21 protein-coding genes and 2 pseudogenes are annotated in these 22,064 nt (G+C 39.3%); 6 read left to right on the top strand and 17 right to left on the bottom strand.

The window, feature by feature from the left end; genetic code table 11:
* Position 1: 1 nt before the first annotated feature.
* The 12 genes from OK344_RS03295 to OK344_RS03240 are packed head-to-tail and all read right to left on the bottom strand — an operon-like array spanning position 2 to position 10,566.
* Positions 2–832: a hypothetical protein gene (locus tag OK344_RS03295; protein ID WP_265143427.1), complete on the bottom strand. Its 831-nt coding sequence runs from the start codon at positions 830–832 to the stop codon at positions 2–4.
* Between the two features lie 17 nt (positions 833–849).
* On the bottom strand, positions 850–1,512 hold the full coding sequence (locus tag OK344_RS03290; protein ID WP_265143426.1) for a hypothetical protein: 663 nt from the start codon (positions 1,510–1,512) through the stop codon (positions 850–852).
* Between the two features lies 1 nt (position 1,513).
* Entirely contained in the window at positions 1,514–2,200 is a 687-nt protein-coding gene (locus tag OK344_RS03285) for a hypothetical protein (RefSeq protein WP_265143425.1), read from the bottom strand.
* 10 nt (positions 2,201–2,210) lie between these two features.
* The gene (locus OK344_RS03280; protein WP_265143424.1) at positions 2,211–2,879 is read right to left on the bottom strand and encodes a hypothetical protein; all 669 of its coding nucleotides are present in this window, start codon (positions 2,877–2,879) and stop codon (positions 2,211–2,213) included.
* Complete coding sequence (locus OK344_RS03275) at positions 2,866–5,937, bottom strand: TraG family conjugative transposon ATPase (protein WP_265143423.1); 3,072 nt, start codon at positions 5,935–5,937, stop codon at positions 2,866–2,868. The genes OK344_RS03280 and OK344_RS03275 overlap by 14 nt, the downstream gene beginning before the upstream one ends.
* Positions 5,938–5,961: 24 nt before the next feature.
* Positions 5,962–6,267: a DUF4133 domain-containing protein gene (locus tag OK344_RS03270; RefSeq protein WP_265143422.1), complete on the bottom strand. Its 306-nt coding sequence runs from the start codon at positions 6,265–6,267 to the stop codon at positions 5,962–5,964.
* 1 nt (position 6,268) lies between these two features.
* A complete protein-coding gene (locus OK344_RS03265; protein ID WP_265143608.1) occupies positions 6,269–6,589 on the bottom strand; it encodes a DUF4134 domain-containing protein in 321 nt (106 codons plus the stop codon).
* Between the two features lie 45 nt (positions 6,590–6,634).
* A complete protein-coding gene (locus tag OK344_RS03260) occupies positions 6,635–7,213 on the bottom strand; it encodes a hypothetical protein (RefSeq protein WP_265143421.1) in 579 nt (192 codons plus the stop codon).
* A 21-nt stretch (positions 7,214–7,234) separates the two neighbouring features.
* Positions 7,235–7,888: a ParA family protein gene (locus OK344_RS03255; RefSeq protein ID WP_265143420.1), complete on the bottom strand. Its 654-nt coding sequence runs from the start codon at positions 7,886–7,888 to the stop codon at positions 7,235–7,237.
* Between the two features lie 34 nt (positions 7,889–7,922).
* Positions 7,923–9,386 (bottom strand): relaxase/mobilization nuclease domain-containing protein, encoded by a 1,464-nt coding sequence (locus OK344_RS03250; RefSeq protein ID WP_265143419.1) that lies wholly within the window; start codon positions 9,384–9,386, stop codon positions 7,923–7,925.
* Positions 9,376–9,741 carry a plasmid mobilization relaxosome protein MobC gene (locus OK344_RS03245; protein ID WP_031502068.1) on the bottom strand — a complete coding sequence of 122 codons (366 nt, stop codon included), beginning with the start codon at positions 9,739–9,741 and terminating at the stop codon, positions 9,376–9,378. The genes OK344_RS03250 and OK344_RS03245 overlap by 11 nt, the downstream gene beginning before the upstream one ends.
* A gap of 27 nt (positions 9,742–9,768) precedes the next feature.
* Positions 9,769–10,566, bottom strand: coding sequence for a phage tail-like protein (locus tag OK344_RS03240; RefSeq protein ID WP_185126725.1), 798 nt, complete (start codon positions 10,564–10,566; stop codon positions 9,769–9,771).
* 963 nt (positions 10,567–11,529) lie between these two features.
* On the opposite strand from OK344_RS03240, the pseudogene OK344_RS03235 reads away from it, so the two are divergent.
* The 6 genes and pseudogenes from OK344_RS03235 to OK344_RS03210 all read left to right on the top strand — a co-directional run.
* Positions 11,530–13,032, top strand: a pseudogene (locus tag OK344_RS03235) (TrlF family ATPase); the annotation flags it as partial.
* Between the two features lie 8 nt (positions 13,033–13,040).
* Entirely contained in the window at positions 13,041–14,054 is a 1,014-nt protein-coding gene (locus OK344_RS03230; protein ID WP_265143417.1) for a hypothetical protein, read from the top strand.
* A 3-nt stretch (positions 14,055–14,057) separates the two neighbouring features.
* The gene (locus OK344_RS03225; protein ID WP_265143416.1) at positions 14,058–14,345 is read left to right on the top strand and encodes a hypothetical protein; all 288 of its coding nucleotides are present in this window, start codon (positions 14,058–14,060) and stop codon (positions 14,343–14,345) included.
* Between the two features lie 176 nt (positions 14,346–14,521).
* Complete coding sequence (locus OK344_RS03220; RefSeq protein ID WP_265143415.1) at positions 14,522–15,220, top strand: IS1 family transposase; 699 nt, start codon at positions 14,522–14,524, stop codon at positions 15,218–15,220.
* A 75-nt stretch (positions 15,221–15,295) separates the two neighbouring features.
* Positions 15,296–15,835 carry a transposase gene (locus OK344_RS03215; RefSeq protein ID WP_265143414.1) on the top strand — a complete coding sequence of 180 codons (540 nt, stop codon included), beginning with the start codon at positions 15,296–15,298 and terminating at the stop codon, positions 15,833–15,835.
* Between the two features lie 272 nt (positions 15,836–16,107).
* Positions 16,108–16,704 (top strand): annotated as a pseudogene (locus OK344_RS03210) (phage integrase SAM-like domain-containing protein); the annotation flags it as partial.
* Here OK344_RS03210 and OK344_RS03205 read toward each other — a convergent pair.
* From OK344_RS03205 to OK344_RS03185, 5 genes are all read right to left on the bottom strand, one after another.
* Positions 16,696–18,696: a DNA topoisomerase 3 gene (locus tag OK344_RS03205; RefSeq protein WP_265143413.1), complete on the bottom strand. Its 2,001-nt coding sequence runs from the start codon at positions 18,694–18,696 to the stop codon at positions 16,696–16,698. The pseudogene OK344_RS03210 and the gene OK344_RS03205 sit on opposite strands and share 9 nt — an antisense overlap.
* Positions 18,697–18,702: 6 nt before the next feature.
* Positions 18,703–20,154, bottom strand: a complete 1,452-nt coding sequence (locus tag OK344_RS03200) for a DUF3945 domain-containing protein (RefSeq protein ID WP_265143412.1) — start codon at positions 20,152–20,154, stop codon at positions 18,703–18,705.
* A gap of 86 nt (positions 20,155–20,240) precedes the next feature.
* Positions 20,241–20,549 (bottom strand): helix-turn-helix domain-containing protein, encoded by a 309-nt coding sequence (locus OK344_RS03195; RefSeq protein WP_002978404.1) that lies wholly within the window; start codon positions 20,547–20,549, stop codon positions 20,241–20,243.
* Positions 20,550–20,560: 11 nt separating this feature from the next.
* Positions 20,561–20,914 carry a helix-turn-helix domain-containing protein gene (locus OK344_RS03190; protein ID WP_101726704.1) on the bottom strand — a complete coding sequence of 118 codons (354 nt, stop codon included), beginning with the start codon at positions 20,912–20,914 and terminating at the stop codon, positions 20,561–20,563.
* 262 nt (positions 20,915–21,176) lie between these two features.
* On the bottom strand, positions 21,177–22,022 hold the full coding sequence (locus tag OK344_RS03185) for an RteC domain-containing protein (protein ID WP_265143410.1): 846 nt from the start codon (positions 22,020–22,022) through the stop codon (positions 21,177–21,179).
* Positions 22,023–22,064: the final 42 nt, after the last annotated feature.

The following is a 22,064-nucleotide window of genomic DNA, read 5'->3' as shown; positions in this document are numbered from 1 at the left end:
CTTAAAATCGGTGTTTGTATTGCTGCATCATGTTGTGGATAATCTGCTTGTCCGATGCGGGTGTCCACGCTTGAGGCAGTGCATAGGGTGAATGATTTTTCAGAATATTCTTGTAGTCCAGCAACAACGTTGTCTTGTTGTTGTATTTCCTTAATTCTTGGACCAATTTTCTCCACCGGATGAGGGTTTCGTGATACATGATAAAGCGTTTTCCTCTCGGCATATCCATACTTCTGGACATTGAATATTTTTCCTTGATCATGTCCAGTTCTTCCTGCATTCTCTTGAGAGTTCCCGTGGTATTGAGCATATCGTACGTTTGCTGGTCTTTCAGCCGCCATTCGATAAAGTTCTGCGGAGTGTCGGGAAACTGGGTAATGGGCTTTAGCATCCTTTTATAGTAAAGCAACCAAAGCGGATCGGCATCAACCGTGGCGGATGTCCAATGTGCAAAATCCTGAACGCTTCTTTTATAAATGGTGTCGGAAGCAGCTTTGATTTTTTTGGCTTCCTCTTCTTCAATTTTTACCTGTGCAAACCGTTGGTTTTGGACTCCAGTCGGTTTTAGCGGTCGGATGTCTTCCCCGTTTTTATAGTCCCTGTTGATGCTTGGCGCCCACATTCCCCAAACCGTGGCATAGGCAAAGTTGGTCTGAATGCCCAAAAAATATTTGGGATAAGGTCGCCAGTCGCCCCAACTCTGGAAGACCATCCTTTTGTGTTGGGCGACAATGGACGGATCATACAGTCGCTTGACGGTTACCTGTCCAAATACGCCCATCGAAATGAGCATCAATTGGAGCATTCCTAATTTTCTAATTAAATTTTTCATCTGTATTTTTTTTGTTTTTAGTTGAAGATGTATCGGTATTTTTGAATGATTTCTCCTACAATGGCTTTGTCGATGTTGACGTAGTTTCTTAAAACCTGAACCTGATAGAGGTATGGGATTTTCTTGGCGTTCTCCAACCTTAAAATGATGTAGAGAATGTTGCCGTTGATGTTCCGGACCCGGGTAAAAACTTTCTCAATCAGCATTTCCCTGTCCATCGCATCCATTAAGAAATCTTTATCCTCATTGAGGATGTCCTGCATGACTTCCTGTTTGAGTTTCACGGCTTGTTTGCCGATTTCGATGTAGTATTTGGAGACTAATACGGCATATTCGGGATGTTGGGCAGACAAGTCCAGCATTTTGTTGGAATTGGTGGCGATTTTTCCCATATACTGATAGAGATACACCAGTTTTTTGCTCTGCGAAAGGGCTGAATTGACATTCTTAAGTTGCTGGTAAATGTATTCCTGTATGGCGATGACCTGCGCCGTCTTGTTTTTAATATCGTCATACATTGCCTTCTGCTTTTCATAGGAATCCAGAAATGCCTGTTCGCTTGCCATTCTCACGCCATGATTGGTGGTCAACTGAACCAACAGCCGGTCATTGATGGCGATTTGCTGGGCTTTTAATCCCGTGGTTAACAGCAATATGATGACAAAAAATATTTGTTGCATTCTAGAAGGATTTTATTTGGTTCATTATATTTTCCACGACCTGCTTGTCCCGGTTCACGTAGTATTGAAATGCCCTTTTGTTGCGCAATACTTTGGCTTTGATGTCCCGAATTTTCAGCAGCATATGCGTAGAATTTCGGCTGAGCGTTTTTACCTCGCCTAAGGCGTAATCCAAAAGGATTTTCCGTTCCGATTTTTCCATCTGGTTCATTGCTCCGTAGGAAGCCACAATCCCAATAATCAGCCTGGTCACCATCTGCAGGTCGTCCACAAACTGAACCTGTGAGGGCAATACCGCAATGATGGATAACGGTGCGGTTTGAATCTCGTTGACGATGGCTGTCTGATTTTGGATGATTTTTGTGATTTCCCTGTTCATTGCAATTCCGGTTGGTATGGCTTGAATAGCGAAGGATACAATTCGTAACCGGTCCTGAATCTTCGTGACCTTGTCCTTGAATCCTTTCCACTGCGTTCTGTTGGCAGTTTCTACCGTGGCATTGGCTAATTGGTTTTTCCGCATCTCCTTCTGTCTATCGTGTTCCTTCATCGTAGAATTGATTTCAATATTCATCATCGGAAAGGAAACATATTCCTGCTCCCAAGAAGGTGTGGAACCACCGCTTGAGGACGTCATTGTGACATAGGTTATTGGAAGAACTAGGATTAGAATGAGTTTTGTTTTCATCACCCCACTTTTAAAAATTCCTCTTATACCGGTTCATTATATTTTCCACGATGCCTTTGTCGGTATTGATGTATCCAGCAAACGGATTGATGGAGTTCCAAAAACCCAGTCGGTTGGCTTTCTCTAGTCGAAGTTTGATCGCCAGAAGCCATAGTTTCAGGTTTTTCACATTCCCGGAAATATTATGCAGGAGTTTATAGCGGTCTCCGGCGGTGGCAAGGTTGAGTTCGCCCGAAGCCAAAATATCCGAGACATCGGTCACGATTTTTAAACTTTGCTCATAGGTTTTCTGCGAGGCCTTCACTCCAAAAATGGCATATTCGGGATGTTGGGATGCTAACTGAACCACCTGTGAAGAATAGTGATAGCATTTATTCAATTCCGAGTAAATTTCCTTGACCTGAATGCCGTTCTGCAATGTTCCCGATACTTCTTTCAGACCTTTTAAAATCTTGTTTTGAATGTCATTCGCTACGACCATCTGCGTTCCCACCCAGGTTTGGGCATCTTTCAGTTTGGAGGTTTCCTCAATGACATCGTTCTGCTTTGCTTTCAGATTCTCGGAATAGAGAATCATCGCTGCCGTTACCGTGGGATCGATATAAGTGGTTTGGGAAAAGCCTGCTATTCCCCAAAGAGGGAAAAGTATCATCATGATTTTACTGCTAAACTTTTTCATGTGCATTGTGTTTTTGGTTGATTAATGCTGACAAACTGATATTCCGGTCTTCCAATTCCTGAGAAATGATTTTGAAGACATTCTTTCCTGCATTCTCCTGTTTCATTTTCTGATAGTAGGCGGTCAGTTTCGCGTCCAAAGGTTTCTGATAGAGATTGACCAGCGATACCAGGTTTTCAAGACCGTCTCCGAATTTTTTCAAATCATCAATTATTTTGATTAATGCTTCGTCGTAGTTGCCGTATTTTTGGACGTAGTATTCTACTGCGGATTTTTCAGGTTTTTCGGTAGTGTAAGTCAGATACTGCTCAAGGGAAACCTCGTTGCCATAAACTTCGCCTTTGGAACCCCGCTTCAGATAAAACTCTTTGAAACGGCTTCTTCCAAATTTGTTGTTCAAATTGTTGATCGTAAAAATCTTGTTGCGCTCTACCTTGTTGAGGGAAAGCAATGCAGCAATCCGGTCAAAATTGTCCTTGAACTTCGTCTGATCCAGCAGAATAAAAGTGTCGGAATTGTTGATGATACTGTCTTTTACCACTGCATTTCCGATAATATCGTCAAGTTCCTGTGTAACGACCACCGCTTCGCCCCAAAATTTTCTGACGGTTTTGTAGAGATAAAGGATATAGCCACCCATCAGTTTGGAAGCAATCGCCTTCCACGCTTCTTCGATAATGAGGGCTTTTCTGCGGTCTTTCCGAAGTCGCATTTTTTGGATGAAGGTGTCCATAATAATCAAGGTCACTATCGGAAACAGCTTCGGGTTGTCCTTGACATTGTCGATTTCAAAAACAATAAATGGTTCGTCGAAGAGCGTATTGTCTGCACTTTCATTGAGCGTGGTTCCGTATCTTCCGCCTTTGTAAAAGTCTTTCAGTACAAACAAAAAGGTTCTTAAATTGAATTCTCTTTCGGTAATTGCGTGCTTTTTATTATTCAGATAAAGTGGTAGAAATTTATCGCAGTACTCGTAAAATCCATTAAAAGACAATTCTTTGGCTTCCAACTTTTCTTCAAGTTCCTTGATTTTTTTGATGATGGATGTTCTGAACGACGCATTCCATTCTTCCGCGGATTTGGGATGTTTAATCACCTCATTCGCCTTGATGAGGATCAGTTGGGTCTCATTGTAAATCTGCCTTTTTTCCTGATCGTTCAGGGTTTCATACGCTTCATAAACTTTGTAAAATTTTTCGCTGTCGTAATTCGGGTTGTTCAGGTTTTTGTCGGGATGGTATTCTATCGCCAGTTTCCTGAAGGCTTCCTTAATCTCGTCCGCATCCGCATCGAAGGCGATTCCCAACATATCGTAATAGTTGCTTTGTCCTTTGGCCTGATTCTCAAAATCGGCATAAAGATCTTCTTCGTGAATGTTGTACTTGCCGAGATACAAGATGAGTTCCTCCGTGGTTTTCTTTTCATACCACTGGGTTCCTGAATTGAAATACTGGTGGTAATACGACATCAGCACATTGTCCAGAATAGATTTCTGCGCCGCGGACATCGCCGCATCCGGTCCCTGCCAAATGAGGAATATGAGGTTGGTGAGAAATTCAATTTTTTCAATGTTGAACTCCTTTTTGTCCATCAGAAACGGGTTCATCGTAATCGGTTTTTCTTCGGTGTACTGGATGTATCTTCCGCCTTTGTATTTGCAGGTTCCGGAATAGGAATCTCCGGTATCCACAATAACCACGTCGTAATTATAGGTCAGGTATTGCTCCACGATATTGTTCATCAAAAAGGATTTTCCTGAACCGGACGGTCCCAACACGAATTTGTTTCGGTTGTTGATTCTTCCCGTCTTCATAGGCAAGTCCGCAGGATCGACTTTGAGCGGAACGCCCTGTCTGTCGGTAAATCGTAGATAAAAGTTGGATTCTTCGTTCACGGGGTAACTTTCCTTAAAAAAAAAACACAAGGCCGCTTCGCTTGTCGTCATAAATAAATCATACTCCCGAAGTTCGGTGGCATTGCCGGGAATTGCCGAGCGGAAGAGTTCCAATTGGTTGTAGGCATTCTTGGAAACGATAATCCCCTTGGTGAAGAGTTTGTTTTCGATCATCGACTGAATGCTTTCCATTTTTTCCAAAGAGTCTGCTGAATACAGCAGGGAAAAATGCGCGTTGACCACCAACTGTCCATCAATAGCGATATTGTGTAAAAGGGTTTGGATTTCCTCGGCAATAATCGCGTTGGAAGGTGAGTTGTTCGCCGCTCCTTCGTGCTTCTTCTTTTTCTTGTCGAGTTCCCTTTGCTGTGGTGCCTGCAATGGAATGGTAATGATCTGATTGTAAACGATGGTTTCGTAATCCTCGAGTTCGTTGATAAAGGTGAAATTATCCACCGCTGTTTCCGATGCGGCGCCGTTTCCACCCAATACGGAATAAGTATCTATTTCTGATGGCAGGTCGATGTTTTCGACATCGACATAGGAAATGTTCTTGACAAACCGGCTGCCCATCTGTAGGTATTCGTTGGTGCTTTTGATATTGTCAAACACAGGGATTTCGGTAAACTGCATCGACAATACACCCGAAATGTAATATTCAAAATCCTTCTCAAAAAGAAATTCGGGTTCGCACCCGCTCTGCTTGAGGAGCATCAGAACCTTTTGACATTTATCACGGAGTTCTTTGTAACTTTTTTCTGAAAAGTCGTAGGGCTTGTTTTTCTTTTTCAGTTTGTCGTCGACAATGTCTGTGAAAAACAGCACGGTCTCAATGGTTTTGAACAGCCTACCGTCAAAGTGTTCGGAATATTTCTGCTGCAGAAACTGGTTGGATGGTTCTGCCGTGTATCTCTTTTTTGAAAAAATATCGAGTTTCTGAATGATTCTTCCTTCACCAATTATGGATACGACCTGATTCAGTACGGTATGGAAGTTCAGATAGTTGTCGGGGTCTGCGGAATATTGTTCCACAATATTTTTGATTTTGATTCCAATGATGGGGTTTTCATACTGCCCGAAAAGCACGTCAAAATCCCAACCGTAGTCCTTACCGTAGTCGTAGCCGATGAACGGAATGTCGAATGCCTGCTTTTTTGTCTTCATATAGAATTTTACTGTGTTACTTTTTTACTTTTCAATTTTGGATTTTCTGGACAATTTTTTTGCGTTGAATCTTTTAGGGAAAATCATTACCTGGTCGAAGTTTTTGGTTTTGTCATAGAGTCCGTTTTTGTCCTGCCTTCTGAAGATTAAATACACGCCTCCCGCAGTGACTGCAAGTCCGAACAATGAACCCAATAATCCGAATTTGGATAAAATGAGTGCTGCAACGACTCCACCTCCGACAACGCCTACCGCATAAAAGATGTATTTGCCTTTGAGTCCGAAAAAGACAAGGGGTTTTTTAAGCCCCTTGTAGAGGTAGTAACCCATCTTAGGCAAAGAATGCGGTTACGAATTCCGGAACGACAATCAGGAAGATCATGGCACCGCCGTAGCCCAAGATTTCTTTGTTGACATCCTGGTCACCGTTCGTCCATTTGTTGTAAACTCTGAGTCCGCCGATGAATCCGACCAGACCGCCGACGGCTTTTAGGATGAGTTTAATGGGATCCCAGTAATCCCTGATGTCACTTGCCGCATTCGAGATAGCAGTTGCACCGCCCTGAGCAAACATTGGGGACATTGCCAGCATCAGTAAAGCAACGGTTAATACTTTCTTTTGGGCCACTCTGGTTTTGAAAAATTTTTTCATCATTTTTAAAAAATTCTAGGTTAGTTATATGGGTTTGTGTATTGTTTATTGTGTGGAATGATAGACTTTTTCGCCATCGTAGTTCTTAACTAGTTTGATGGAGGTCTGCGCAAGACTGACCATTTTTTTCCAATACTGCTCATTCTCTTCTTGTAGTGTTGGTTTTGGAATTTGAACTATTTTTTCCTCTGCCGTTTCGGCTTCAACTTCTTCTTCGGGTGCGGTTGAGATTTCCTTTTCGGCTTGTTCTGAATCTTCTTTAGTTTCTGAAACCGTTATCTCTTCTGTTGATTCAGTCTTGGGAATGTCTCCGTCTAGTTCTTCCTCTGCTTCAAATTTTCTTCTCATTTCTTCCAAATCGGGTGGTTCGAAAACTGTGGATGGATCGATTGATAATGGAGGATGAACCTTCTGAAAGGATTTCGGAGTTCGGATATTTTCGACATCATCAATCTCAATACGACTTTCCGGCGGGCTTTCTGTTTTGGCAAAACTGACGAGGGAGAATTCCTCGGCTTCATCGGTAACCGCTGTTTTCTCTTTCTTCAAAAACAGGTCATAGACAATGTTTCCGGCATAATACAGAACGTAGATTCCTATTAAGATGAGTGAATATTTTAGCATTTGTGTTTTTGATTTTTGTGATTAAAGGGTTATTTTCAGTTCCTTGTTGATGTGGTCAATAATTTCTTTAAAGGGTCTTTTGACCGCATTTTTTTGGTCGTAATTCAGCGTTCTTGTGTTGATACTTTGAAGGCTGTTTCTTTTGTGTACGGAGTTTTCAAGCAGAAGCCCATATTTGGCAAGTTCCTGGTCCATTTCTCTTTGGTTCCGGTATTTGTAACCTTTGTCGTATTTAGAGCGGATAAAGATGCGTTCTGCCTCACTTTCCAATAAACCAAGCATATTTTTGAAGACCAAAGTCGATTTTACCGATACATCGGAGTACTCAAATGGAATAATGATGAAATCACTGTAAATAAGGACATCACTGTATTTCCGGTCAAGTGTTCCCGCCAAATCGAAGATGTAGATGTTTTCACTTTCCTTCAGTTCGATGACTTCTTCCAAATCCCTGAAAGGCGGTTTTGTATCATCCTCGCCGATGACTTCCACATCGTAGAGTTTGGGCAATTCCGATTCCTCATCATCCAGCCATTTAGAGTAGAAGGATTTCTGAAAATCGAAATCATAAACCTTAATGCTGCTTTCTGACACAATGGACAGATAATTGGCAAACGCAATGGCGAGGGTAGTTTTTCCGGCTCCGCCTTTTTGGGTAGCAAATGTGATAATCATTTTATTATTTGATGGTTGACGGTTATCTGTAATTTTATCTTCGCTTTTTACGTCTTTTTCTGAGTTCGTCTTCCGCGGGGTCTTTTCCCGATCCTGATGTTTTGGTGAACTGAAAAAGCAGATCGTTTACACTTTGGCTCAGTTCCTTTGACAGATTTTCATCATCTTTTGGCTGTAGCGTTGGTGTTTGTTGATGTGGATTCAAAAACTTTTGATATTCCTTTTCCCCGATCAGATGTTCCAATGCTCCCACATAGTGAAGTTTCGTGTGGACGAGATAATATTTTCCGTCTTCTGATTTTATGAGGTGGAGATCTTTTGAATTTTGGTTCTTCATGTAGTCCTTCGCTTCCTTTTTCACCGATTCAAAAATATCCTTGATCTTTCTTCGCTTGGTTTCGAAAAGCATAAAGTCTTTCGGTATCAATTCTGTCTTCGTTCGTTTTAAATATTCCATCAAAATCTTCTTTGATGCGGCGTCTGTAATATTGTAGTCTTTTAAACTTTCAAATAATTTTTTGTCAATCCTATCATCGGTTAACTCGAACAGTTCATTCATTTTGATGATGTCGCTTCCCTTGTACACCGCTCCGGTTTTGTGGTCAATCAGGCTGTAACCGAAAGGGTTTTGCCCGTCTTTGTGGTGGAAGACCACATCCAGTCTGAAAATGTCCCTTAACTTTTCTTGCAGTTCGCTTTCAAACTCTATTTTGGGTTTCCAGTCTTTGTGTTTTTCCTCGGGAAGCATGGATTCCTGTTTTCTTCTGTCTTCTACCCGGAACACCTTGTTGGAACTGAGTTCTCGGTATTTGGTCAAAATGGCTCTTAATTGGAAAATCCTGCTGTCTTTTGAATTTAGGTTCAAACCTATTTGGTTGCCGTCAATGGTTTTGAGCCTTACGCCTTTTTTCAGAATATCATATCTTTTTTCATCATTTGTGTTTTGTGATAGTCTGAACCCGCTTCTTTCCAGCAAGAGTTCCAGTTGTTTTATCGAACCTATTCTGTATTCCAGTAATTTTTCAAGTTCCTGCTCCGGCGTGATGCCGTATAGTTTTTCGAGGGTCGTGGCGAGGGCTTTCTGCGCTTTTAACCGCTCGTAACTGTCATTGATCTTTTTTCCGGTTTCCTTGTCCACTCTTGTCGAAACAATGTGGATATGGTTGTTCTCCGTATCGTTGTGGAAGACCACGATATAGGGTTGGTTGCCATAACTCATTTCCTGCATAAAATCGTCCGCAACCTTTGTGAGTTCCTCCTTCGGATGTGCCTTAAATTTGGTGGAAATCACGGCGTGAAACTGTGGCTTTTTTACCTTGTCGCTTTTCGAGATAGATTTTAAATAATCCCGAACCTGCTCCGGACTGCTCCCTTCGTTGATGAAGGAGGGAAAGTTTTTCAACAGCATCAATTCTCCCGTTCCTTTCTCCACCTTTTTGTCGTTGTACTGAACACCGTGAAAATTGGAACTTGCAGAACCTAAAATCTTAACGATCATTGGCGATGAGTGAATAAATTTTTAAGAATATCTCATTTTGCTTTTCCTTCAAGTCAACGATGGTTTTCAGTTGGTTTTGAAAATTGCTCAATTCGGTTTGGGAAATAAACTTTTGGCCATTAACGATTCTCGCTATCTGATTGATGTTGGTTTCAATCTTGATGAAAATGTTGTCCTGTTTTTCAATGAACGCTAATATGCTTCTCCGTTCATCCTCTAAAATCCTGTTTTCCACCGAATCGATAATTAAACTGGTGAGGGAAATTTTTCTCTTGGAACAGATTTTTTTCCACTTTTCTTTTCGGAGTTTTTGAACCCTGATCAGGATCACCTCTTCCTTTCCTTCTTTTGTCATTTTTCATATCGTTTGTTTTTGTTATTTTTAAGGCAGATAAGGCTTGATCCAATTGGAGTATCCCTGTACTTCACCGTAGGTGTAATATGAGGTGGACATGGCATTGAGTGAGGTTTGGGGAATTTGAATCGAGTAATTTTCAAGCAATGCCGGGAAAAACTGGGTGGAATTTTCAGTATGAAGTAATACGATTTGATTGGGAATGTAGCCGATGTCGCTGTAGATGCTTGCTATACTGATAAAGGCGTTTCCTGTAATTGGTGCAGAATTGTAAGACCGGTAGATCTGGAATCTGACATTGACAATTCCGTTAACTTTTCTGAAAAGGACAAATCCTTTCAATCCTCCGAAATTTTTGGTTCCAATCGTGTAATATTTTGAAGAGGTTAGATAAGCATGACTGTTTCCGGAATAATTTACAGGTGCAGACCATGTTGAAGTCGCCGTTAAAGGATCAGTCCCATTTTCATCAAACGTCAAAACGATTCGGTATTCAGTCGGCTGTTTTTCTTTTGCAAAGTTTTGCCATACGTTACCATCAAAATAATACATTCCAGACTCGCTGACATTGATGACCTGCCCGGAAAGATTAGACGCCGGAGAGGTTACAAAGACTACCGCGCCCTTTTTTGTATTTGAATAAGATTTTGAAGCCAATTGGTCACCGGTAATTCTTGGTGGGATGATGCCGTCATAATGACTGGGATCGTTTGGTTTTCCTACAACTTCAAAAGTTGTTTCAGGATTTGTGGTGTTGATGCCGACTTGTGCTTTTACCGATATGCCAACAATCAACAGAAAAAAATAAAGTAGTGTTTTCATCATTTTGATTAAAATTTCTTCTGCAAAGTTGAAACATCAAAACCGTGAAAACAATAGTATTCATGGGACGTGGACTAAATAAGACCAATCTGGACTATACTGGATTCTTGGAAGACTAAAAAAGAATAATCTGGACTATTCTGGACTCTTTGTTTAAAATTTCAGAAAAAACAGAAAAACAAGTTCCGCCGTTTTTCTCCCCTTTTTGCAAAAAAGGCAAGATCGTCTTTGGTGATGCAACTTGAAAAGCTGTATATACAAAGACACATCTTGCTATATTGATTCGGAGATTTTTTTAGAGATCTGGAAAATGGATAATAGAGTTATCTTGATTTTAATAAGTTATTGATTATCAGCGTTTTTTTTGTAAATCTTATTTTTAGAGTGTAAAATTAATACCCTGCATTATTTTTTACAGGTTGTCGATTGAATCCTACATTATATTTTACAGGTTAGTGGATAAACCTTGCATTATTTTTTATAGGTTAATGGGTAAACCTTACACTATTTTTAATAGGTTGGTGGTCTAACCTTGTATTATTTTTAATAGGTAAGTGGTTGAACCCAATATCATTTTTTATAGGTCAATGCTTGAACCCTGCATTATTTTTTATAGGTTAATGGGTAAACCTTACACTATTTTTAATAGGTTGGTGGTCTAACCTTGTATTATTTTTAATAGGTAAGTGGTTGAACCCTATATCATTTTTTATAGGTCAATGCTTGAACCCTGCATTATTTTTAATAGGTTAGATGCTGAACCTTATATTAGTTTTTACTGGTTGGCGATTGAACCGTACATTATTTTTTACAGGTTAATGGCCTTAACCTTGCGTTATTTTTTACAGGTTAGTGGTTGAACCTTGCGATACTTTTTATAGGTAAGTGATTGAACTTTTATAGTCTGGCTTACAAAAAATGCTTAATTTTATAAAGTTTTGTTTTCCACAAAAGCACACTATAACAATGAAACATAACATCGGATCAGAATGGAACAAATGGAATTTCCATATTCATACCAAGGGAACCAATAAAAACGACCAATTTTCTTCTTCTACAATGGAAGATTTTTTTCATATTTTCTATAAAAAAGCCTATGAAAATCAAATATCCGCGATTGGGATAACTGATTATTTTTCAATAGATAGGTATAAGGATGCAATTGAATACAGAGAAAATATTGAGTTGAAGGTAGATACCGAAGGCAATCCACGATTCAATCCAAATGAAATTGAGTTCATCAAAAATATATTTATATTTCCCAATGTGGAACTTCGTATGTTACCATCAACAGATAGAGGACGATTAATAAATATTCATTGTATTTTTAATCCTGGATATGTTGCTGATTTGGAAAATGATTTTTTTTCTCACATAGAAAATCAGGATAAAATCAAGATGAATCGTTATGGTATTAGTAGCTATGGAAAATCATTGGATTCTACTATTACGGATGAGAAAAAACAATACGATAAAGGCATTGAAAATTTTGTTATAGATTTAAAATCCTTAAAAGAATTAATCTCAACAAATAAGAAGTTTCGAGATAACACATTATTGGTGGTAAGCAATTCTAACAATGATGGAGCATCTGGTACACAAAAACACTATGACTTATTTGAAAATGAGAATGGAAGTTTAGATGGTTTGAGAAAATCAATCTACTTTATTTCTGATGCTATTTTTTCTGCAAATCCGAAAGATCTAAAGTATTTTATTGGAAAAAAATCGGAAGGTTCTGATGGATATAATGATGAAATTTTAAAGACGGAAATTGATGAAGTTTTACAAAACAGGGGTTCTTTAAAACCCTGCATAATTGGGTGTGATGCTCATAAAGAAGACGATTTGTTTTCAAAATTCACTTGGGTTAAAGCAGACTTAAACTTTGAAGGGTTACGTCAAATTTGTTTTGAACCGGAACAGCGTGTCAAAATTCAAGATGAGAAACCTGATTTTAAAGAAGAAAAGTTGTTAATTGAAAAAGTGAAATTCATATCACCCAATAATGTATTTTCAACAGTTCCTATTTATTTGAATCCAAATTTGAATGTCATTATTGGTGGAAAATCTTCTGGTAAATCAATTCTGTTATTTTCAATTGCCAAAACACTGTCAGCAGATGAAACGGTTTTGAAAAATGAAGACAGTTCATATAAATATGATTTAAACGAAATTGAAGACGGTTTTGATTTTGAGATTACCACCAAAGGCGGTTTCAGTCAGAAATTAAATCGTAATTCTGATGAGAATTCGATTCTGCCGGAAATAAAGTATATTCCTCAAAACTACTTAGTAAAGTTAGCTGAACCTGGATTGCATAAAAAAGGTAAGTCATTAAATAAAATTGTCAGAGATCTCATTATTGAAGATGATGAATCCAAGGAATCATATCAATCCTTTTTGAATAAAGTAACTCAAAATGATAAGCTTAGAAACAATCAAATCGACTTGTATTTCGAGACTCAAACATAGTAATGAATGCTATTGCCGGAGTCCCCGTCTGGTATGGATTGGGCAAAGCAGCAACTACTAGTGCCATAATGGGAGCTGTAAGTTTTGGTATCGGATCTGTAGCGAGTAGTGCTGCAGCTAGCTTTATAGGCAAAGCTGCTCTACAGGCGGGGATGCACGCTGTAAGCGGAGGAATAATGTCCGCACTTAATACAGGAAATTTTGGATCGGGATTTTTAGCGGCAATGATATCTTCTGTAATTGCAAGTGGTGTACAAGCTTTAGGGACTAATTTTACAGGAAATGGTGCGATGCAAGACGCCAACAGAAATTATATGACTTACAATAAATTTGGTAATAGTTATATGAAAGCGGCTATGGTTGCCTCCGGAGGAATAAGCGGAGGTATTTCATCATCCATTGCAGGAGGTAAATTTATGGATGGATTTAAACAGGGATTGATAACGGCTGGATTAAATCACGTGGCGCATTTAACGGCAGATGGTTTAGGTGGTCCGAAAGCAACAGAGGTGACAGATTCCTTTAACGCAAATGATAAAGGAACATACGTTATAGTTGAAACGGATGGACTTGGACACGTTTATATGAAAATAGACGGAGAAGTGTTTTCATATGGAAGATATAATGGTTCTTACTCGCCAAGTATGGGAGGTTATGGTCCTGTTGGAGATGGGGTTATGATGAAAGAAGGTACTTCATATTTAGAACATAGAATAGCAGAAAATCCAAGTAGAATTTATAAAATAACAGGTGTAAATGCAAAAAATATAAGTTCTTATTATAACAAATTGTATAATTCAGGAACACCTCTTAAAAATGGTGGTAGAGTTATAAATACTTATTCATTATTAGGACAGAATTGTTCTACAACTGTTTGGAACAGTTTAAAAGCAGGAGGATTTAATTTACCATTCATAAATGACCCTAAAAATTATATAAAAACTTTTTCACCCCCATATGATAGTAATGAACGGTTTTTAAGGACTCAAGAATTAATGATTGATTCAAAATTTTAGGCTATGAAAATTTTTAAAATTTTAAATATCATATTTTTATTAGCCACAATATATCAGTTTTATAATTTTAAAATTATATATAAATATAGTATTTCTGACGAAAAATTGAATACAGAATATTATTACAAGGAAGGGAGAATTACTAAAAAAGAATATGAAAAGGAATTATCTGATATTGAAAAAGAAAAGAAAAAAATAATTCTGTATGAGAAGATAAACCAATTTTTATTGATACTAAATATTTTGTTTTTTTTATATTGGGTTTATGTTTGGATTAATAAAAAACAGTAAATAAAAACTTCCCGCTTTTCAGCGGGAATTTTATTTTGGTAATGTCCCAAAGTTAGTGATACAAATATTTTAATTTGTAATCAACTGAAAATCAATTAAAATAAAATTAATAATTAGAGAACAAGAGTAAGGCAATCCTTACTCTTGTCTATTTTAGCAGAAAAAACATACCGCAAATGCTTGAGAATCATTCTTCGTGTTCCAAAGTTAGTGATACCAAAATATGTCCCAGCTGTTACTCTTCGGAAATAATAAAAAATGGTACTACAAAAACTAAAAAACAGCAATTTTTTTGCAAAAATTGCAAAAGGAGATTTTTAGATTTTTACACCTATCGTGCGTATCTTCCACAAATTAATTCACAAATAGTTCTTTTAACGAAGGAAGGTTTGGGCATTCGTTCTACTGCAAGAATTCTTAGAATTTCCATTACTACTTTACTTAAACGAATTACCTTCATAGCCAAAGAAATAAAAACTCCTTCCCTATTTTCTGGACAAACGTATGAAATGGACGAAATCCGGTTTTTCATAAGAAGTAAGAAAAATCTAAATTGGTTGGTGTATGCAATTGATAAAAAATCAAAACAAGTTGCTTCTTTTTTCATTGGAAAAAGAACCAATAAAACACTAAAAGTGGTAACCAAAACTCTTGAAAATGCTGATGCCAAAACAATTTATACAGATGAACTAATGAATTACCAGTTTATAATTCCCAAAGATATTCATAAAGTAAAGCGTTATGCAACCAATACCATTGAGAGAAAAAACTTGAATATCCGTACTCATCTAAAACGCTTTAACCGAAAGAATATCTATTTCAGTAAAAGTTTAATCATTTTGAATGCCATTCTAAAAATTTACTTTTGGGGATAACTTTAAGAAGTAGTTTTAGTGTCTATTAATCGTTGTAGAAATTTGTATATTTGGTCTTAATAAAACACAAACAAAATGAATAAGACACTTCTTTTATTTGCTTTATCATTTGTAACATTCGGTTACACCCAAACCAATTTCGAAGAGGTAAAAAAAGAAAATGAGAATTTACAATCCTTGAATAAAGTCTTGACTTCTGAAAATGAGTATCTGAAAAAGGTATTGGACATCAATAAGCCAATGCTTGAAACAGAAAAAGAAAATTCCGCTTTCAAAATAACCAAAGCAGTTGGCAATACAAAAGATAAAACGATTGTATTAACATTCCTTGTTGAAACCAAAAATGAGAACAAAAAAATGGTTTTTGAGGATATCTCTATGGTAGATATTGAAGGCAATGGATACAAAATTGACTATTTCAAATCAAGTAAAACTTTCGCTGATCTTGCTTTAAACACCCCTATAAAGTTAAATTTTTCTTTTAAAGACATACAAGGAAACCCTTTGTTTATCAAAATGTTTAGGTTTAAAACAACGTCACAACCCGAAAGAAATTTATTCGAGAAAAAGAAATCCAATGTTGAGTTTAAAGACATCAATGTAGTTTGGGATTAACATTTTTCATAAAAAAAGATTAGATAAAAGCAAAATTACGCAAAATGGTTAGAACCGTTGCTATACAATGCTTTATAAAATAGTAGTCCAAGTTCAGAAGTCGGTGTCCGATAGTTTTTGGGCGTGAAAATACAAAGTTAGGTTACTAAATCGTTACTGATTGACTTCGGTAACTACATAGCTTAACCGATTATATTTCAGTCTTTTGCACCCTTTTCTACATTCCCTTGTAACTCAATGTAATTTAATTTTAAACGTTAAACATTTGAGTTATGGAGCAGACAAAAAAATCGACGTTCAAACTGCTTTTCTATTTGAAAAAGAACGAACTGAAAAAGAACGGTAATGCCCCGATTATGGCACGTATTACCATTGACGGAACCCCTAAAACTTTCGGTACAAAGTTAGAAATTGACCCCAATAATTGGGATTTAAAACACGGAAGAGTTCAGGGCAAAAGTGCGCAGGCATTAAGCATCAATAAAAAACTGGATAACATACGTGGGCGCATCGACAAGATTTATGAAGATATGCTGAAACACGAGGGCTTTGCGACCGCCCAAAAAGTAAAGCTATCGTTCTTAGGTGTTGGTGTAATGGATGATGCTATCCTTAAAGTTTTCAACGACCAAAATGAGGACTTTAAAAAATTAGTCGAAAAGGAAGAGCGTTCGCAAAGCACCTACAATAAGTATATCACGGTTTACAATCATCTTACCACGTTTATAAAAGAACGCTATCATCGTGATGATATGGCTTTTCGTGAGTTGACTGCCGATTTTATCCGTGAGTTTGATTTTTACCTCCGGTACGATTTGCAGTCTTCGCATAATACGGTTTGGGTTTACACTATGCCTGTATTAAGTCTGGCGGAACTGGCTATTAAAAAAGGCTTGATACGTGATAATCCATTTCAGGATTACGAAATCAGTATGGAGGAAACCGACCGGGGTTATATCCTTAAAGAAGATGTAGAAAAGTTGATGATGTGCGTACCACCGCACCCACGGTATGAACTGGTAAAAGACCTGTTTATTTTTAGTTGCTTTACTGGGCTTGCTGGTATTTGCAATAGAGGTTTGCAGCAATTCATCGGTAATGGATTTGGCGTAGGTTTCCATTTCCTTTTGGAATGTTCCGGCATCTGCTTCATTGTTTTCAATTTTCTGCAATGCCAATTCCCATTCGGCGGTCATTGCCACATCTGCAATCTTGCGTTCTTTGACCAACTCATAAACCTGCAATCCTTTTTCCGTAGGAATTAAGGAACGTTTATCCCGAACGATATAATTACGGGTAAACAAAGTTTCGATAATGGCGGCTCTTGTCGCAGGCGTACCGATACCGATATTTTTGAGAGCTTTGCGCTCTTCCTCGTTTTCGATTTCCTTTCCTGCGGTTTCCATAGCCGACAAAAGCCCGGCTTCGGTGTAAAGCACTGGCGGTTTGGTCTGCTTTTCCAAAACGGCGGCTTCCTTTATGGCAAGTTCGTCGCCTTTATGCAGTTCGGGTAATTCCTGCACTGGCTCTTCTCCGTCATCGGTAAAACTTCCTTTTATGGAACGCCAACCCGCTTCCTGAATTTTACAGCCTTTTGCCGTAAAGTCGTAATGCAATACCTGTAATGATACATCAGTTATTTCTTTGACACAGGCTTGCGATATGGCTTCGAGCAATCGAAGCGCAATCATATTGTATATCTTGTTTTCGTCTGCATTGAGTACAGACGGCACTTTGTCCGTAATCAACAAACCGTGATGGTCCGTTACACGGAGGTCATTCACGATACGTTTGTTGAACCGTCCCCATTTGATTTTGGTAAGGGCTTGCTTGCAATCTTCACGGTTCTGCAAAGCCCGCACAAGGTTTGGAATTTCTGCCCACATATCTTCAGGGATGTATTTGCTTCCGGTACGTGGGTACGTGATAAACTTCTTTTCGTACAGGCTTTGTGCGATATTAAGTGTCGCTTCAGCAGATAATTTCAGCCTTTTGTTAGCTTCCTTTTGTAAGCCTGTCAAATCAAAAAGCAAGGGCGGTTGTTCTGTAACGCTTTTGATTTCTACCGATGTAACGGTTGCCGTTGCGCCACGCTGAATAGCTTTAAGCGTATCATCGGCAAGCTGCTTTTCATCCCATTTAATTGCGGAAATACTTTTGAAATCAACCTGGGCTTTATTGTGCATTAGTTGTATCTGCCAGTATTTCTTTACCGTGAAATTCTTATTGTCGAGGTAGCGTTTGCATATCAAAGCCAGTGTTGGCGTTTGTACCCTGCCGAGCGAATAGATACCGTTGCCTGCGGCAATGCTCAATGCCTGTGTAGCATTGATGCCCACAAGCCAATCGGCACGGCTTCTGCCTTGCGCTGCCTGATACAGTCCGTCAAATTCATTTCCGTTTTTCAGGTTGTCAAAGCCCTGCTTTATCGCCTTTTCGGTCAGGGAACTTATCCAAAGGCGTTCAAATGGCTTGTTGCATTTCAGGTATTCATAAATGTACCTGAAAATGAGTTCGCCCTCACGACCCGCATCGGTAGCAACGATGATGCTGTTGCTTTTATTAAAAAGCTGCTCAATGACTTTCAGTTGCTTTATTGCGCCAGTATCGGCGGTGTACCCTTTGTCCTTTTTGACCTTACGAACGGTCAATAAAAACGGGTTGGGCAATATCGGTAGGGATGCCTTGTCAAATCCTGAAATCCCGTAATCTTCTGGCATTCCCAGTCCTATTAGATGACCGAATGCCCACGTAACAAAATAGCCGTTACCTGTCAGGTAGCCGTCCTTTTTATCGGATGCTCCCACAAGTCCGGCTATTTCCCTTGCTACGCTTGGTTTTTCTGCAATAATTGTTTTCATACTGTATTACATTTTTCTGCCTTTGGATTTTGCAGGCTTGTTGTCCTGTTGCTTTTCGTTTTTCGGTCTTTGCTGCCCGGACTTCAAAGGCTCTTGGACATTCTTGGTCGCTTCGTTGGTTTTGCCCTCCGAATTAACGGCAGTCTGCGTTTTATGGGTTTCGGCAGGTTCTACCCGTGCTTTATACTGACCGGGGAACTCAAAATTGGTCTTTCCGGTATCTTTGTCGAAAGTGATATAACCCTTATACGGTTGGTCTTTTTTGTCTTTCAGTTCAACGTAAATTGTTTGTCCGGCTTTGAACTTGTTATACTGCTCATCATCCAGTTCTTTGCCTCTGAAAGTTCTTGGAGCGTCCTGCGGTTGGCTTTGCTGATTGCTTTGTTGGGTGTTCTGTTGGTTCGTTTGCGCTTGCTGATTGTGGTTGCTTCTGTCAAACAGGAACTCAACATATCGCTTGTCCGCATTGAATTGTACCGTTGCCGAAAACTCCGTTCCTTTCGAGGAAATCATACCCTCTAAATAGAGTGGTTTGCCCTCCATCAGCGTTTGCTTTTGTTCGTCATTCAGCTTTACGCCCTTAATTTCATCGGGAATTTTTATAAACTCCGTGCGCAGTGCAATTACATCATTGGTCAGCCTGTCAATGCTGATAATGGACGGCATCAGTTCGCCTGTTTTGGAATTTACCAAATTGACGACACGCCCCATATTGCCCGTTTCAATTAGGTTTTTCTTGTCTTCATCCGTAAATTTGTGACCGAAAAACTCAAAGTGCAGGTTAGGTTCTTTTTTGATACCGTGTATTGCCACGATAACATTGCCGTCTTCACCTTGCTGTAAAGACAGGCGGGCATCTGTGCGGAGGATAGAGCCACCGAGGTTAATACCTATCGGTAAAAGCTCATTGGTTTTGTAACCTCGTAACAAAGGGTCGAGCAGGTTTCTTTTTTCAAGATACTCTTTGCTTAATCCGAGGTTTTTCATTGTGTCCCAATCAATCTGCTCCGGCTTGTAGCGATATTCGCTTGCTTCCGTTGTTGTTTGTGCTGTTGCCATATTATTTTGATTTTCTTGTTTTTTATCCGGTTGGGGTTCTGCTTTCACTTCGTGTTCTTTCAGCACTTTTTCGCCCTGTGGGGTGGGCTTATCTACGTGCTTTTGCAATTCCTCCGCTTTTTCAGCAGCAACCGGGGCAGGCACTTTGAAGAAAGTAAAGTTTGTCGGGTTCTTTAACTGGCTGAAAAAATTGGAGAAGAAGTTGGAAAAGAAATCGCCGCCTTTATCCACACGCATAAACTGGTTTTGGTTTTTCTTGGTGGGTTCCACGGTTTCCATTTTCCCGTTTTCGTCGATACTCTTTACCGCCTGGATTTTCATTTTCTCTTTATCCAGTACGAGTAATATGTCCGAAAGCTGTTCGGGCATTTCCTGTTTATTTGTTTTTTCTTCGCTCATAGTCTGAAAAATTTTAAAAATTCACGGTCGAATGTAAAGGAAGCCTTCACTGATTTGCGTTATGTGGCAGTCAAAGGCAGTGTTTGTCACTTATTGGCATCCAGTTTGGGCAAAGGCGGGTTAAAACTTTCCCTGATGAACTGATGCACATCGGAAAGTTTATAGTACAGCTTTCCGCTAATGGTATAATAAGGGAGCTTGCCTATGGAGCGATACCGTTGCAGGGAACGGTTACTGATTTTCAGCATTTGCAATAAATCCTGATTGTCCAGTAATTCCTCGCCGTCTATACTGTTGCGCTTCTTTTGTAAATCGTCTATGTGGTTGCCGAGTATGTCAAGCCTATCCATTATGCGTTCCATCCACGCCACAAATTCCATTTTGTCGATATTCATACGGTACGCTTTTAATGATTACCTGATTTCAGCTTTCTGCCTTTTTCGATATAGCTTTTGCCTTTCGCCATAAGCTGCTCTACATATTCATCGGTGGTCTGCACAGCGTTTGCGTTGAGCATATCTTTGATAGCACCAATCGTATAGTAATACTGCCCGTACATTTTTGAAAAGGCTATCTGCCCATTGGTGCGCATACGCCACAATGTTTTTTCACTGATGTGGAGGTACTGGCAGACTTCGTGGTTGTTGAGCCACAAGCTATCGTAGCTTGTATCTTCCAGTTTGAGGATATATTCGCTAATGGCTTTCAACCGTTCGTTGAGGTGTTTCCACACTTCTTCGTCAACTGTTATAATGTTCATAGCACTGTTGTTTAATATTCACAGGACAAAATTCAGAAGTGTGGCAGTGTTTGTCTGCCAATGCTTACCAATTGAAAAAGTGGTTTTTTGAAAATTTTACAATTTGCCGGAAAGCCTTATTAAATAAGCGTTTCGGCAGATTTGTTGATTTTTGGTGTAGGAAAATATGCCTGTTTGCCAATTGGCATATATGGGCAAGTGCAAGCACAAAAAAAGCAATACGGGTTGCGTATTGCTTTCAAACTCTTTATTGACGGGGTGTTTATACGTCCTTATCCATATATTCTTCAAGTGCCTGCTTCAACTGGTCTAAAAACAAGGTGCGAGAACCTGCACGGGTTTTCATCCGGTGGAATGCGTGATGCACATCGGTCAGTGAAATTCGGAACAAGACCTGCGAAATGGCTGTGAGCTTTCGGATGCCCACCTTACCACCCGAAATAGCACCCGATGCGTACAGGGCATACATCAACTCAATCAGGGCGTTTTTGCTGTCCGTCCAAGAAAGCTCTTTGATGTCGTCTGTGTTTTGAAAAAAGGTATCGGGATTTTCTTCGGGGCTGATTTTGGTTAAGAGGTAGGCGTATAACAGGTCGTTAGCGATGATGCGGGCTACTTTGTAATCATAATAGGTAGAGAATTGCGGGTCAATTTCAAAAACGTAACTATTAAGCCCATCGAGGTAATTTATCTGCCCCCGCTTAAAGTATTCGCTATCCTTATCCACCCTGCCCGAACGGTAGTATCGGTAAAAGTGGGAGTTGCAAATATGTTCCCTAAATTCAATCTTTAGCTCGGTTAAATGGTTGGAGAAATAGGCGTGATACATTTTCCCGTTATTGACCGGGCACGAGGTTTCCATCCGGTAGAGCTTGTTGTAGTAGATAAGTTTGCCCAGGATTTGAGGCTTTACCATTTTAAAGAACTCAATCTCTTTCGCCTGGTTGTCAAACCCCGAACTTAACACACATTCTTTTGCTGAAACCAAAAGCTCCTGAAGAAAAACGGTCATTTGAAAAGCCTCTTCAATTAGCCCCGAACACGTGACTGAAAGTTTCCGTTCCTGCTCCTGAATTTCGGTAACAATAGTTCCTAAAGATTTTCTCATAGTAAGGAGGATTACGTTATCAATATCAGAGTACCTTAGCAA

Source organism: Kaistella yananensis (assembly GCF_026107505.2).
GTDB classification, from domain to species: Bacteria; Bacteroidota; Bacteroidia; order Flavobacteriales; family Weeksellaceae; genus Kaistella; species Kaistella yananensis.
Note: the sequence above shows the minus strand (reverse complement) of the source record. Positions and strands in the feature narration are given on the sequence as shown.

What these genes read in the sequence shown, in the direction of transcription:
- OK344_RS03290 (WP_265143426.1), bottom strand. Translation starts at nt 1,512, where the DNA reads ATGCAACAAATATTTTTTGTCATCATATTGCTGTTAACCACGGGATTA.
- OK344_RS03215 (WP_265143414.1), top strand. Translation starts at nt 15,296, where the DNA reads ATGAATAAGACACTTCTTTTATTTGCTTTATCATTTGTAACATTCGGT.
- OK344_RS03265 (WP_265143608.1), bottom strand. Translation starts at nt 6,589, where the DNA reads ATGAAAAAATTTTTCAAAACCAGAGTGGCCCAAAAGAAAGTATTAACC.
- OK344_RS03240 (WP_185126725.1), bottom strand. Translation starts at nt 10,566, where the DNA reads ATGATGAAAACACTACTTTATTTTTTTCTGTTGATTGTTGGCATATCG.
- OK344_RS03295 (WP_265143427.1), bottom strand. Translation starts at nt 832, where the DNA reads ATGAAAAATTTAATTAGAAAATTAGGAATGCTCCAATTGATGCTCATT.
- OK344_RS03275 (WP_265143423.1), bottom strand. Translation starts at nt 5,937, where the DNA reads ATGAAGACAAAAAAGCAGGCATTCGACATTCCGTTCATCGGCTACGAC.
- OK344_RS03185 (WP_265143410.1), bottom strand. Translation starts at nt 22,022, where the DNA reads ATGAGAAAATCTTTAGGAACTATTGTTACCGAAATTCAGGAGCAGGAA.
- OK344_RS03230 (WP_265143417.1), top strand. Translation starts at nt 13,041, where the DNA reads ATGAATGCTATTGCCGGAGTCCCCGTCTGGTATGGATTGGGCAAAGCA.
- OK344_RS03250 (WP_265143419.1), bottom strand. Translation starts at nt 9,386, where the DNA reads ATGATCGTTAAGATTTTAGGTTCTGCAAGTTCCAATTTTCACGGTGTT.
- OK344_RS03285 (WP_265143425.1), bottom strand. Translation starts at nt 2,200, where the DNA reads ATGAAAACAAAACTCATTCTAATCCTAGTTCTTCCAATAACCTATGTC.
- OK344_RS03280 (WP_265143424.1), bottom strand. Translation starts at nt 2,879, where the DNA reads ATGAAAAAGTTTAGCAGTAAAATCATGATGATACTTTTCCCTCTTTGG.
- OK344_RS03270 (WP_265143422.1), bottom strand. Translation starts at nt 6,267, where the DNA reads ATGGGTTACTACCTCTACAAGGGGCTTAAAAAACCCCTTGTCTTTTTC.
- OK344_RS03225 (WP_265143416.1), top strand. Translation starts at nt 14,058, where the DNA reads ATGAAAATTTTTAAAATTTTAAATATCATATTTTTATTAGCCACAATA.
- OK344_RS03195 (WP_002978404.1), bottom strand. Translation starts at nt 20,549, where the DNA reads ATGAATATCGACAAAATGGAATTTGTGGCGTGGATGGAACGCATAATG.
- OK344_RS03190 (WP_101726704.1), bottom strand. Translation starts at nt 20,914, where the DNA reads ATGAACATTATAACAGTTGACGAAGAAGTGTGGAAACACCTCAACGAA.
- OK344_RS03260 (WP_265143421.1), bottom strand. Translation starts at nt 7,213, where the DNA reads ATGCTAAAATATTCACTCATCTTAATAGGAATCTACGTTCTGTATTAT.
- OK344_RS03205 (WP_265143413.1), bottom strand. Translation starts at nt 18,696, where the DNA reads ATGAAAACAATTATTGCAGAAAAACCAAGCGTAGCAAGGGAAATAGCC.
- OK344_RS03220 (WP_265143415.1), top strand. Translation starts at nt 14,522, where the DNA reads ATGCTTGAGAATCATTCTTCGTGTTCCAAAGTTAGTGATACCAAAATA.
- OK344_RS03200 (WP_265143412.1), bottom strand. Translation starts at nt 20,154, where the DNA reads ATGAGCGAAGAAAAAACAAATAAACAGGAAATGCCCGAACAGCTTTCG.
- OK344_RS03255 (WP_265143420.1), bottom strand. Translation starts at nt 7,888, where the DNA reads ATGATTATCACATTTGCTACCCAAAAAGGCGGAGCCGGAAAAACTACC.
- OK344_RS03245 (WP_031502068.1), bottom strand. Translation starts at nt 9,741, where the DNA reads ATGACAAAAGAAGGAAAGGAAGAGGTGATCCTGATCAGGGTTCAAAAA.